This window comes from Vibrio sp. R15-SG3-ISO1B (genome assembly GCF_059833835.1).
Genome location: NZ_JCBDGG010000045.1, coordinates 1 through 12,888 on the forward strand (window position 1 = coordinate 1; position 12,888 = coordinate 12,888).

The window sequence follows — 12,888 nt, forward strand, 5'->3', positions numbered from 1 at the left end:
TGTGGATACCAAGCGCTTCAAAGATCTGTGCGCCATGGTAAGACTGCAAGGTTGAAATGCCCATTTTAGAGAAGATCTTCAGCAGGCCGCCGTTGATCGCCTTGCGATAGTTATCAAACAGATCGCGTGGGCTGGCTTCTGGATCGAGCTTCTTGGTGCGTTGCAGCTCAACAATGGTCTCAATTACCAAGTACGGGTTGACGGCATTGGCGCCGTAGCCAAGTAGCGTCGCGAAATGGTGCGTTTCACGCGCATCACCGGTTTCAACCACAATGTCACACTTCGCGCGTAGACCTTTGCGGATCAGGTGATGGTGAACGGCGCCGACGGCCAACATGGCTGGAATAGCCGCGTGGTTTGAGTTCACTGCGCGGTCTGTGAGTAGGATGATCGAGTAGCCATCGACCACCGCATCTTCGGCGTATTGACAGATACGCTTCAATGCACGCTCTAGTTTGCCTTGATCTTCATTGGCTTGGAACACGATATCGAGCGTTTTCGCCTGTAGGTGTTCGTTGTCGATCGCACGCAATTTCTCTAGCTCAGAGTTCGCGAGCACTGGCGATTCCAGTTCCACTTTTTGACAGTGAAGCGGAGTTTCAGTCAGCAGGTTATGATCTTTACCTAGGTAGGTATTGAGTGACATCACCATACGCTCACGGATCGGGTCGATCGGTGGGTTGGTAACCTGAGCAAACAACTGCTTAAAGTAGTTGGATAGATGCTGAGACTGGTGAGACAAGACAGCCAATGGCCAGTCTGCGCCCATGGCAGACAGTGGCTCTTTGCCTTCTTTCGCCATTGGAACAATGATTTCATTCACTTCTTCAGTGCTGACACCAAACGCTTGTTGACGATGGAGAAGGCGCTCTGGAGAAGGCTGGCTGAACTGGTTGCTCGCATCAGGCAGTTTCTTCAGGCTAAGTAGGTTATCTTTCACCCATTGTTCGTAAGGCTGAGCGCCTGCGATGGTATCTTTGACTTCTTCGTCAGAGATAATGCGACCTTGCTCTAAGTCCGCAACGAAGATACGACCTGGCTGCAAGCGGCCGCGGAACTCGACGTTCTCTGGGGCAATATCCACAACACCAGACTCAGACGCCATCACAAGGAAGTTGTCTTTAGTCACGGTGTAGCGAGACGGGCGCAGGCCGTTACGATCGAGCGTTGCACCGACTTGGACACCATCGGTAAAGCAGACTGACGCTGGGCCGTCCCAAGGTTCCATGATGTTTGCGTGATACTGGTAGAACGCGCGACGTGTCGGATCCATGGTTTTGTTTTCTTGCCACGCCTCTGGGATCATCATCATCAATGCGTGTGGCAGGCTACGACCAGAGAGGACCAGTAGCTCAAGTGCCATATCGAAGTTTGAAGAGTCCGAGCTGCCTTCTTGACAGATAGGCAATAGCATGTCGATTTCTGCTTGTGTAAACAGATCCGATTCAATGATCGCCTCGCGGGCTTTCATCCAGTTTAAATTACCGCGAACGGTGTTGATCTCACCGTTGTGGGCGATATAACGGAAAGGTTGAGCCAGACGCCATTTCGGGAAGGTGTTGGTAGAGAAGCGAGAGTGTACCAACGCGAGCGCCGTCACCATGGTTGGGTTTTGCAGGTCGAGGAAGTATTGAGGCACTTGCTCTGTGGTCAATTGACCCTTATACACCAAGGTTTTGTAAGACATGGAGTTGATGTAGAAATCATCACCAATGTTCGACACGCTCTCAAGGCAGACGCGTACCGTGTAGTTACGCAGCACGTACAGCTTGCGCTCAAGCTCTTCTGGCGTCATACCTGGGCCGCCGGTGACAAACACGTGCTCGAACTGAGGCTCAGTGCTGAGAGGATCGGCGCCGATCATAGAGTTGTCGGTTGGCAGTACGCGGTAGCCGATGATTTCTAGGTCGAGACGCTTGGCGTTTCGCTCTAAGATGTCACGACATTGCTCGCGTTTGTATTCATCTTTCGGGAAGAGAACTACGCCAACGCCGTATTTTTCAAAAGAAGGCAGTTTGATACCGAGCTTTACTGCTTCTTCTAAAAGAAATTCATGGGGTTTTTGCAACAAGATACCCGCACCATCACCACTACAAGGGTCACAACCTTGACCACCGCGGTGTTCCATGCGAGCGAGCATATCGAGTGCTTGAGTCACAACTTCGTGTGATTTACGGTTTTTCAGGTGAGCAACAAAACCGATACCACAGGCGTCATGCTCCAGTTCTGGAGTATATAGACCCTGAGAACTTTGCTCTCTATCTACCATAGATACATCCTTCCAGTTCAATTAGACGCAATTACCCTAATCCGCAGGGGCGTCTTGTCCTTGATTTGTATGATTCGAAGTCAACCGAGGTGGGAGACTTAGATTCCGTTCCGTATCTCGCAGGAAAAATATTGCGAGAAAAACAATCCTTGGTGATATCCATGTTTTTATTGTCACTATGTAGTGATTTATATAGGTGGGAGGTGGATACCGCCGATGATTTTGCAATTTTGTCTGTAATAAAAATCACAAAAACTGTAAGTATCCTACAATTTTGTCAGCAGCAAATGCAATGAAAACTCGCCCTTGTCGCCCACTTTTTTCGCATGAACATGCACCATTGCGTTTAACTTTTGCGTAACATTTAGCGAAATGCCTGTATTTAATGAATGTTTATTGACTCTGATTAAAGTTGCGCCTGTTTGAAATCGGTAGATTCCTCCCCGAATTATTTTCATGATTGTAATTTTTTTACATAAATCTTAATGAGATTTATTTACGTTTGGGTGGAAAATGCAGCTACACGAATTAGTCAATACCATTGGTCAAGATCTCCAGCGTCGCTATAAAGAGAAAGTGCACAAGCTGACCTTGCACGGTGGGTTCAGTTGCCCGAATCGCGACGGAACGATTGGCCGTGGTGGCTGTACCTTTTGCAATGTCGCTTCCTTTGCTGATGAGCAAGCTCAAGTGAAAAGCATTCAAGCCCAGCTCACTGACCGAGCGGGGGAGATTCGCCGCGCGAACAAGTATCTGGCTTATTTTCAGGCTTACACCAGTACCTACGCTGAGGTGCAAGTGCTCAAGTCGATGTATGAAGAGGCGCTCAAAGCGGCGGACATCGTTGGATTGTGCGTAGGGACGCGACCAGATTGTGTACCTGATGCGGTGCTTGAACTGCTTTCTGACTACGTGGAGCAAGGTTATGAAATCTGGCTAGAGCTTGGTTTACAAACCGCCAACAACGACACCCTTAAACGCATCAACCGTGGCCACGACTTTGAGTGTTATGCACGCATCACCGAGCGCGCTAGAGCGCTCGGGATCAAAGTGTGTACTCATCTGATTGTCGGCTTGCCGCGCGAAACACGTGATGACAACCTGGAGACTTTGCGCCAAGTGTTGGCGGTGGGTACCGATGGCATCAAACTGCACGGCTTGCACATTGTAGAAGGCAGTACCATGGCTAAAGCGTGGCGAGCTGGTAAACTGCAGGCGCCTGAGCTTGATGAATATGTTGCTATTGCCAGTGAAATGATCCGCATGACGCCACCGGAAGTGGTCTATCATCGCGTCTCTTCGGCGGCACGCAGACCTACCTTGTTGGCACCGCTTTGGTGTGAAAACCGCTGGCTGGCGATGACGGAAATTGGGCGCTCGCTCAATGCGTTGGGTGCGCAAGGTTCGTTGATTGAGCGTCCATTCGTTTACACAGCGCCGCCACTTGCCACGCCCTAAGCCTTGTCGCTTCACACATCCCACATTTAAACGTTCAGGAGTCAGAGAAGCCTTAGCAGCCCAAGGGCAAAACAGGTAGTATGAAACCACTGTCCATCATGAGGCAGTGGTGATTCTAGGCTCGGAGCGTTTAATGAAACCGATAAAAAACCTCGCTCAGTATTATGTCGACCTCTTGGTCAAACTTGGCATTTTACGTTTCTCAATTTTGCTTGCTTTGGCGTTGGTGGCACTGGCCGTGGTGGTCCAGGTGGGGATCACGCTGGTGTTGAGTGGCCACGTGGATGATATTGACATTGTTCGCTCAGTCTTCTTTGGTCTACTCATCACGCCTTGGGCGGTCTATTTTCTTTCTGTGGTGGTGGATCAGCTTGAAGAGTCTCGTCAACGTTTATCCAAGCTCGTCTCTAAACTCAAAGACATGCGTTCAAGAGACCAAGAGCTGAACTACAAACTTCAACAAAACATCGAAAAACTCAATCAAGAAATTGAAGAGCGGATCAAAGCCGAATCGGCGCGCGAAGAAGCGATGAAAGATCTTGAAAATGAGGTCTATCAACGTGAGCGCACTCAAGTCGAGTTGGCGGAGCGCACCGCGCTGCTGCGATCCTTCATCGATGCCTCGCCCGATCTTATCTATTATCGTAACGCCGATGGGGTCTTTTCTGGATGTAACCGAGCGATGGAAGAGTTGACTGGTAAGAAAGAGAGCCAGTTAGTCGGTTTAACCCCTTGGGATGTCTACAGTCGAGAAATCGCGGAACCGATTGTCGATACCGACCAAAAGGTGTTTGCTGACAATCGCGCCTTGACCTACGAACAGTGGCTGGAATACCCAGATGGACGCAAAAACTACTTTGAGCTGCGCAAAGTACCGTTTTACAGCAAGGACGGTCGTCATTTAGGGTTGGTGGGTTTTGGCCGCGATATCACCGAGCGTAAACGTCATGAAGAGTCGCTGGAGAAAGCCAGTCGCGATAAAACCACGTTTATCTCCACCATCAGCCATGAACTGCGCACTCCGCTGAATGGCATTGTGGGATTGAGCCGCATGTTGCTTGATACGCAGCTGAATGAAGAGCAGCGCAAGCACATGCAAACCATTAACGTCAGCGCGATTACGCTCGGGAATATATTCAACGACATCATCGATATGGATAAGTTTGATCGTCGCAAATTGGAGCTCTACCCAGAGCCGATGAACTTTGAAGAGTTCGTGGCTGAGATGGAGAGTATCTCTGCGCTGATGGCCTCGCAAAAAGGCCTACGTTTTGATCTTGAGCGGCTTAGCGAGCTGCCTCACGGTATCGAAGTGGACGCGACTCGTCTGCGTCAGGTGCTGTGGAATTTGATCAGCAACGCGATGAAATTTACCAAAGAAGGTGGGGTGGTGATGAGCGTCAGTGCAGAAACAGACGACGCCCATGCCTACATTAGCTTTGAGGTGGAAGACAGTGGTATCGGCATTCCAGAGGCGGAGCTCGATAAGATCTTTGCCATGTATTATCAAGTCAAATCGGAAACGGACAACCTGCACGCAGTCGGGACGGGGATTGGTCTTGCGGTCTCTAAACAACTGATCAACATGATGGAAGGTGACATTACCGTCAGCAGTGAAGAGGGCTTTGGCAGTACCTTTACTGTGACGCTCAAAGCGCCGCTTGTCTCTTTGAATGAACCTGAGTCTGTGACGCAAGCCGCGTCACAAGAGCTTAATATCTTTATGGTGGAAGATATCGAGCTGAATGTCACCGTAGCGCGTTCACTGCTTGAAAGCCTCGGCCATGAAGTGACGATTGCGATGGATGGCGCTGAAGCGATGGAGATGTTTGATCCAGAGATCTATGATCTGGTGTTCCTCGATATCCAATTGCCCGATATGACCGGTTTTGATGTGGCGAGTTATTTCCGTCGCACATACTCTCACCTGCCGCCTTTGGTCGCGCTCACGGCTAACGTGATAAAGGATAAGAGCGAGTATCTCAACCAAGGGATGGACGATGCGATCAGTAAACCACTGTCGGTGAAAGCGGTGTTAGATGTGATCGCTAAGTTCTCCGAGGTGCAATCGGGCAGTGAGCCAACAGAGAGCGAAACCGCGCCTGACAGCCACGAACATCTTGAAGCCTATCAGCAGCTGCTCGATATCGATATGTTGGAGTCTTATGTCGGCATCGTCGGGCCACAGCCCGTGCTTGACAGCATCACCATGTTTGAAGAGATGATGCCAGAGTATTTGCAAGTGCTCGATTCCAACATGACTGCCAAACATCAAGAGGGTATCGTCTCTGAAGCACACAAGATCAAAGGGGCGGCCGGCTCGATAGGGTTAAAACGCATTCAAAGTGTGGCGCAAAAGGCGCAATCACCCCAATTACCCGCTTGGTGGGAAAACATCGATGATTGGGTTGAGGAAATGAAAAACGAATACCAGTATGATATCCAAGTTCTCAAAGACTGGTTAGCACAAAGGTAACGTGATGAAAAAGTTAGTCTCTCTTGTATTGGGCAGTGCTTTGCTGCTTGGATGTGCGGCACAAGATGTGGTGTGGAACAGCAGCGATCAACTCGACGTCGCTGAGGCAACCGTGGTGCTTGAAAGCAACCTCTGGTTGGACAAAATGCCCACTGTGGGTGATGACATCAAAGATACGCTGCATGGGGCCTTGTACCTCAAAAGCAATGCCGTGTTACCTGCGGAGCTTGATGTGGAAACTGTCACGCTCAAGCAGGGCGATCAGCGTTGGCAGTTGACGCCAGACCAATTTGATTTGCGTACTCAAGATGAGCATCACTGGGAAGTGGCCTTCAGTCAGCCGTTCGATGTGGGCAGCGAAGAGCCGATTGATGTAGCCGTCGCTCTTACTTACCAAGGCATGGTGAAGTGGCTGGTGCAAAACCAAGTGACGGTTGATAAGGTCTACTAAACGCTATTAGGTTAGAAGAATCGAGATGAAAAAATGGTTGGCCCACAAGCCAACCATTTTTTATTGTCAGTCACGTGTGGGCTTAGCTTGACGCTTTCAAACCCGCGTTGATATCAAGAATGTCTTGCTCACTCAAGGTACCAACAGCTTGACGCAATTGAAGCACGCTTAGGATGTAATCGTAACGTGCATTGGAGAGGTTTTTGTTGGCATCGTACAGACGACGTGTTGAATCAAGTACGTCAACGATGGTACGTGTACCGACATCAAAGCCCGCTTCTGTCGCTTCCAGCGCGGATTTTGCAGAGACGACGGTTTGTTCGTAAGCACGCAGGGCACCAATCGATGCGCTGATGTTGTTGTTGAATGCACGGACATCTTTCACCACGCTGCGGTAGGTCGCTTCAAGTTGTTGGCTGGCAGCAACGTAGTTGAATTCCGCTTGCTTGGTGAGCGAGGTCGTCGCACCACCGGTGTACAGTGGTACGCTAAGGTTAACGCCGATATTAAAGTCGTTAGTGGTGCCGTTGGCGCTGACATGTTTATCTAGGTCTGTGTAGCTGTAACCACCGTCGAGGGTTAATGATGGTAGGTGACCAGAGCTTTGCAAAGAGATGTTGTCTTTTGCCACATCTTGCGCGATACGCGCTGAGAGTAAGCTGAGGTTCTTCTGCTGCGCTTCTTCCACTAGGGCGTCAATGGCCGCTTGAGTTTTGGTCGCCGAGAAACGGTCAGTATCGAGCACGTACAGTTCAGAGTGCGATTGACCCGTGATTTCACGTAGCCCTTCATAGCTATTGGTCAATGTGTTTTGCGCCAGCACTTCATCAGCCAGCACTGAGTCGTATTGCGCCTGGGCATCATGCACATCGGTAATCGCCGATAGGCCCACTTCAAAACGCTGCTTAGTCTGCTCAAGCTGACGACCAACCGCGGCTTTTTCCGCTTGGACAAATTCGAGGTTGTCTTGTGCGCGCAACACATCAAAGTAGGCAGTGGCAACACGTAGGATCAATGCTTGTTGGATCGCTGCATAAGAGGCGTCTTGTTGACGGGCGCTTTTCTCTGCGGTGTCCAATGTAATCCAACTGGTGCGGTTATAAAGTTGCTGTGAGAAACCAATACCCGCCGTCAACGAATTCACATCTGTATCGTATGACGAGCCCACATCGGGTTCTTTTTCACCACGGGTCAGGTTGTAACCTGCCGTTAAGTTAATTTGTGGCAGTAGCGTGGCGCGACTGGAAGTCACCGCTTCAAACGCTGCATCACGCTGAGCCGCTGCACTCAAAAGGGTGGGATCATTTTCTTTGGCCTGATCGTAGATTTCTGCCAGCGTGTCAGCTGATACTTGAGTGCTTAAGCCGCCTAACGCTGCGCTAATAAAAAGGGGAAGCAGTTTCTTCATTGGTCCTATTCCTGCCTATATATGAAAAAGTTGACTCATGGAGTTTAACCCAATTTGTTGTCATTTTGCTCGAATCTTTTCAGAGTTTTACATGTAACTGTCCAACTGTGCAATATAAAAAATTAATCAATTTAAATAAATCTATAAATTTTGCACAAAAAGTTGAGCTATGCCCTTGGAAGTTCAGCAATTGACTGAGTAAACTATAAGATTCACTCAGAGAGGTGCCAAATGCAACAATCGAGCCCGCAGAAAACGCATTTTACCCGACGCGATATTGAAATCATCTCGAAGAAGACGCTATTCGACGGTTTCTTTAAAATGGTCAAATATTGTTTTAGACATAAGCTGTTTGAGGGGGGCTGGAGTGAACCCATTGAGCGTGAGATGTTTGAACGCGGCCATGCCGCGGCGATGCTCCCTTACGATCCAGAGCGGGATCAAGTGGTGATCATCGAGCAGATTCGTGTTGGCGCTCTAGAGCATGACTCCCCTTGGCAGTTAGAAATTGTCGCCGGCATGATTGAGCCTGGCGAGCACGCCGAGTCGGTAGTGCGCCGAGAAGCGGTGGAAGAGGCAGGGATTGAAGTTGGGCGCCTTGAGAAAGTGACCTCTTATTATCCATCGTCTGGTGGCTGCTCTGAAAAGCTGGATGTTTTTGTTGGAGAGGTGGATGCCTCTAAAGCGCATGGCGTTCATGGTTTAGACTATGAAGGAGAGGACATTCGAGTGCACGTGATGACTCGTGAACACGCGTACCAAGCGGTGTTGGATGGTTCGATTGAAAATGGTGCCTCGATCATCGCGCTACAATGGTTGCAATTGAACCAACAACGAGTCCGAGCCAACTGGGCCACTAAGGCATAACTCACTTGAGAGAATGATGACACAAGTAGCAATGAAGAAACCGTATCATGTTGATTTAGCGGATCTGATGCGGACTTATGAGACCAATTACGCCAAGTTGAATGCCTTGCTGCCTGCGCAGCCGAGCATCGACGACGTTCGCTGCTATGAAGCGGCGAGCATGACGTATCAAATTCAAGTGTGCGAAGTCACAAAGTACACAACTTTGGTCGATATTTGTCAAAGTGATGACGTTCCAGTATTTCCATTGCCAAAAATGTCTGTCAGGCTCTACCACGATGCTCGCGTGGCGGAAGTGTGTGGTTGCGAGCATCTAAAACGGGTGAACCCTCGTTACGACTATCCGAACGATAAGATGGTTCAACAAGATGAAAAAGTGCAACTCAACCGCTTTTTAGGCGATTGGCTGTCGTTTTGTTTGAAGCAGGGCATTAGTAAAGCTCCGTTAAATATCTAGGTTTATATTTTGAAAGTAGTGTCTAATACAGCGCAGAATGGCAGTATCAAATTAGTTCAGATTACCGATACGCATCTTTTTGAACCCGAAGATGGCAGCTTACTGAGCGTCAATACGCGCGACAGCTTCCACGCAGTGGTCAACGCCATTGTCGAACGTCACGTCGAGTTTGATGCCATTCTGGCGACTGGCGATATCTCTCAGGATCACACCGAAAAGTCCTATCAACGCTTCGTCAATGGTATTGCTCCGCTTGAGAAAACGTGCTTTTGGCTACCGGGCAATCACGATTTCAAGCCCAGTATGACCTCGGTATTGCCATCTTCACAAATTCAACCTGCTGAGCATGTGTTACTCGGTGAGCATTGGCAACTTATCTTACTTGACTCGCAAGTGGTTGGCGTTCCTCATGGTCGTTTAAGCGACAGTCAGTTAGACCTGCTCGATAGCAAGCTGGCGCAATACCCAGACAAACACGCTTTGGTTTTGTTGCATCACCACCCAATTTTGGTTGGTAGTGCATGGCTTGATCAGCACTGCTTAAAAGACGCAGATAACTTTTGGCAGGTTGTGAGTAAACACAACAACACCAAAGCGGTGCTGTGTGGTCATGTCCATCAAGATATGAACGTGAATCATCAGGGTGTACAAGTGATGGCGACGCCGTCTACTTGCGTGCAATTTAAACCCAACTCGAACGACTTTGCGCTTGATGCGCGCTCACCAGGCTGGCGAGAACTGATTCTTAATGACGATGGCTCGCTTGAGACTCGTGTTCAGCGATTGCCAGAAGGGCAATTTCAACCGGACTTTAGCTCAGCAGGATACTGATCATGAAACCTTCAATGCTCTTGTACATTCACGGCTTTAACAGCTCACCTCAGTCGCTAAAAGCCAATGTGATGCGAGATTATTGCCAGTTTCACCGCCCAGATATTCGAGTAGAGATCCCCCGTCTGCCCGGCTTTCCTGAGCAAGCGGCCGCGCATTTACTGGCGATTGTCGAACAGCATCGACATGACTATCAGATAGCCCTGGTGGGCAGCTCGCTCGGTGGCTATTTATCGATGTGGCTCAATCAAAAATTTGGCTTTAAAGCGGTAGTGATTAACCCTGCTATCAAGCCCTATGAACTATTGGCGGATTTCTTAGGCCCTCAGAAAAACCCCTACACTCAAGAAGAGTATTGTTTACAAGCGTGCCATATCGAGGAGCTTAAAGCGCTCGACACTGAGGTGATTGCAAATCCGAGTGATTTTTGGCTGCTGCAACAAACCGGCGATGAAGTGTTGGACTACCGTCAAGCCGTGAGCAAATTCGCTGGTGCGAAACAGACCGTTATCGAAGGCGGCGATCACAGTTTTGTCGGCTTTGAATACTACCCTGCGGCGATCGTGGAGTTCCTAGCGCTCTAGCCCTCATTGAGGGAAGAGTCATAAATTTGCTTGTTACTTCGCTGTCTCACTTGACATAGTTGATACTCTTCCAGACTATGTTCCACCTATACTTGTGCGGTTTTGGCAAAAGTGTTGATTTGTCACACGAGCCACTTTTTCAATTCGAAGCCTGATTTCATCAGCGCACAGTCATGTTTTCATTCTTTATAACGAACTCCGTATTATGACTGAACAATATAATGCGAAAGACCTCTCGGTTCTTGAAGGTCTCGACCCAGTACGACATCGTCCTGGCATGTATACCGAAACAGAGCGACCCAACCACTTAGCGCAAGAAGTGATTGATAACTCAGTGGATGAGGCTCTCGCTGGACATGCTAAGAAGATCAAAGTCATTCTGCACGCCGATCAATCATTAGAAGTGATTGATGATGGCCGCGGCATGCCGGTGGATATTCACCCAGAGAAAGGAATTTCTGGCGTAGAACTCATCATGACCAAGCTCCATGCGGGTGGTAAGTTCTCCAACGACAATTACAAATTTTCTGGCGGTCTCCACGGAGTGGGGATCTCTGTGGTAAACGCGTTGTCAAAACGCGTGGAAGTGACCGTTAGGCGTCAAGGGCAAGTGCACGAAATTGCTTTTGAACATGGCGCCGCAGTCACAGAACTCACGGTGACGGGCACCTGTGGTAACCGTAATACGGGGACCGCCGTTCACTTCTGGCCAGATGCCAAATACTTCGACAGTGCTAAGTTCTCTGTCCTTCGGTTGGTCAACAACCTGCGCGCAAAAGCGGTACTTTGCCCAGGACTTGAGATCACTTTCGTCGATCAAGTTAACAACGAAGAGCATAAATGGTTCTACGAAGATGGCCTAAAAGATTATCTCGCAGAAGGGGTTAAAGGCTATCCGGTCTTGCCTGAGGAGCCGTACATTGGTGAATTCGTTGCTGAGACAGAAATGGCCAATTGGGCCGTGATTTGGCAGCCAGAAGGCGGCGAGATGATCACGGAAAGTTACGTTAACTTGGTGCCGACCAAACAAGGCGGTACGCACGTCAATGGTTTGCGCCAAGGCTTGTTGGATGCGATGCGTGAATTCTGTGAGTTCCGCAACTTGCTGCCACGCGGCGTCAAACTGACGGGCGATGATATTTTTGATCGCTGTTCTTACGTGCTCTCGGTCAAGATGCAAGATCCGCAATTTGCAGGCCAAACTAAAGAGCGTCTCTCTTCGCGCCAAACCGCAGCGTTTGTGTCTGGGGTGGTCAAAGATGCCTTTAGCTTGTGGCTGAACGAAAAGCCGCAACTGGCAGAGCAATTGGCTGAAGTCTGTATTGCCAATGCTCATCGCCGCATGCGAGCGAGCAAGAAGGTCGTGCGTAAAAAAGTGGCCTCTGGCCCAGCCTTACCGGGTAAACTGACCGATTGCTCGGTGCAAGATCTCAACCGAACCGAAATTTTCTTTGTCGAGGGTGACTCGGCGGGCGGCTCTGCCAAACAGGCGCGTGATAGAGAGTTCCAAGCGGTGATGCCACTGCGGGGTAAAATTCTCAATACGTGGGAAGTCTCGGCTGACCAAGTGCTCGCTTCGCAAGAGGTGCACGATATTTCCGTGGCACTAGGCATTGACCCAGACAACGACAATCTTGAAGGACTGCGTTATGGCAAGATCTGTATTCTTGCCGATGCGGATTCCGATGGTCTGCATATTGCCACGCTGCTGTGTGCGCTGTTTACTCGCCACTTCCGTGCGCTGGTGGAAGCGGGACACATCTATGTTGCTATGCCTCCTTTGTATCGTATCGATTGCGGAAAAGAAGTGTTTTACGCACTGGATGACGATGAAAAAGAAGGCATCTTGGAGCGTTTGTCGAAGAAAAAAGCCAAGATCAACGTACAGCGATTCAAAGGTCTGGGTGAGATGAACCCACTGCAATTGCGTGAGACCACTATGGACCCGAACACCCGCCGTCTGGTGCAGCTAACCATTGATGACAATGAAGCGACATTAGAGATGATGGATATGTTGTTGGGTAAAAAGCGTGCGGATGACCGCCGCTCATGGTTACAGAGCAACGGCGATTTGGCAGAGGTATAGT

At 49.4% G+C, this 12,888-nt stretch carries 10 protein-coding genes; 8 read left to right on the plus strand and 2 right to left on the minus strand.

Annotated features, from left to right (window positions below):
• Positions 1-2,269 (minus strand): glutamate synthase central domain-containing protein (locus tag AC6R0S_RS13195; RefSeq protein WP_500638107.1); only part of this gene is annotated, 2,269 nt, incomplete at its 3' end.
• 513 nt (positions 2,270-2,782) lie between these two features.
• On the opposite strand from AC6R0S_RS13195, the gene mnmL reads away from it, so the two are divergent.
• The 3 genes from mnmL (at position 2,783) to AC6R0S_RS13210 (ending at position 6,654) form a co-directional block, all read left to right on the plus strand.
• The gene (mnmL, locus tag AC6R0S_RS13200) at positions 2,783-3,727 is read left to right on the plus strand and encodes a tRNA modification radical SAM protein MnmL/YtqA (protein WP_500638108.1); all 945 of its coding nucleotides are present in this window, start codon (positions 2,783-2,785) and stop codon (positions 3,725-3,727) included.
• A 133-nt stretch (positions 3,728-3,860) separates the two neighbouring features.
• Positions 3,861-6,203 (plus strand): aerobic respiration two-component sensor histidine kinase ArcB, encoded by a 2,343-nt coding sequence (gene arcB / locus AC6R0S_RS13205; RefSeq protein ID WP_500631780.1) that lies wholly within the window; start codon positions 3,861-3,863, stop codon positions 6,201-6,203.
• A gap of 4 nt (positions 6,204-6,207) precedes the next feature.
• Positions 6,208-6,654: a hypothetical protein gene (locus tag AC6R0S_RS13210; protein ID WP_500628111.1), complete on the plus strand. Its 447-nt coding sequence runs from the start codon at positions 6,208-6,210 to the stop codon at positions 6,652-6,654.
• An 82-nt stretch (positions 6,655-6,736) separates the two neighbouring features.
• On the opposite strand, the gene tolC is transcribed toward AC6R0S_RS13210, so the two are convergent.
• Positions 6,737-8,062, minus strand: a complete 1,326-nt coding sequence (gene tolC / locus AC6R0S_RS13215; protein ID WP_500638109.1) for an outer membrane channel protein TolC — start codon at positions 8,060-8,062, stop codon at positions 6,737-6,739.
• A gap of 231 nt (positions 8,063-8,293) precedes the next feature.
• On the opposite strand from tolC, the gene nudF reads away from it, so the two are divergent.
• From nudF to parE, 5 genes are all read left to right on the plus strand, one after another.
• Complete coding sequence (nudF, locus tag AC6R0S_RS13220; protein ID WP_500633469.1) at positions 8,294-8,929, plus strand: ADP-ribose diphosphatase; 636 nt, start codon at positions 8,294-8,296, stop codon at positions 8,927-8,929.
• A 16-nt stretch (positions 8,930-8,945) separates the two neighbouring features.
• Complete coding sequence (locus AC6R0S_RS13225; protein ID WP_334554536.1) at positions 8,946-9,386, plus strand: DUF1249 family protein; 441 nt, start codon at positions 8,946-8,948, stop codon at positions 9,384-9,386.
• A 9-nt stretch (positions 9,387-9,395) separates the two neighbouring features.
• Positions 9,396-10,217, plus strand: coding sequence for a 3',5'-cyclic-AMP phosphodiesterase (gene cpdA, locus AC6R0S_RS13230; protein WP_500638110.1), 822 nt, complete (start codon positions 9,396-9,398; stop codon positions 10,215-10,217).
• Between the two features lie 2 nt (positions 10,218-10,219).
• Positions 10,220-10,801, plus strand: a complete 582-nt coding sequence (gene yqiA / locus AC6R0S_RS13235; protein WP_500638111.1) for an esterase YqiA — start codon at positions 10,220-10,222, stop codon at positions 10,799-10,801.
• A 205-nt stretch (positions 10,802-11,006) separates the two neighbouring features.
• Entirely contained in the window at positions 11,007-12,887 is a 1,881-nt protein-coding gene (gene parE, locus AC6R0S_RS13240) for a DNA topoisomerase IV subunit B (protein WP_500638112.1), read from the plus strand.
• The last annotated feature ends 1 nt before the right edge of the window (position 12,888 follow it).

What these genes read in the sequence shown, in the direction of transcription:
- parE (WP_500638112.1), top strand. Translation starts at nt 11,007, where the DNA reads ATGACTGAACAATATAATGCGAAAGACCTCTCGGTTCTTGAAGGTCTC.
- AC6R0S_RS13225 (WP_334554536.1), top strand. Translation starts at nt 8,946, where the DNA reads ATGACACAAGTAGCAATGAAGAAACCGTATCATGTTGATTTAGCGGAT.
- yqiA (WP_500638111.1), top strand. Translation starts at nt 10,220, where the DNA reads ATGAAACCTTCAATGCTCTTGTACATTCACGGCTTTAACAGCTCACCT.
- tolC (WP_500638109.1), bottom strand. Translation starts at nt 8,062, where the DNA reads ATGAAGAAACTGCTTCCCCTTTTTATTAGCGCAGCGTTAGGCGGCTTA.
- mnmL (WP_500638108.1), top strand. Translation starts at nt 2,783, where the DNA reads ATGCAGCTACACGAATTAGTCAATACCATTGGTCAAGATCTCCAGCGT.
- nudF (WP_500633469.1), top strand. Translation starts at nt 8,294, where the DNA reads ATGCAACAATCGAGCCCGCAGAAAACGCATTTTACCCGACGCGATATT.
- arcB (WP_500631780.1), top strand. Translation starts at nt 3,861, where the DNA reads ATGAAACCGATAAAAAACCTCGCTCAGTATTATGTCGACCTCTTGGTC.
- AC6R0S_RS13210 (WP_500628111.1), top strand. Translation starts at nt 6,208, where the DNA reads ATGAAAAAGTTAGTCTCTCTTGTATTGGGCAGTGCTTTGCTGCTTGGA.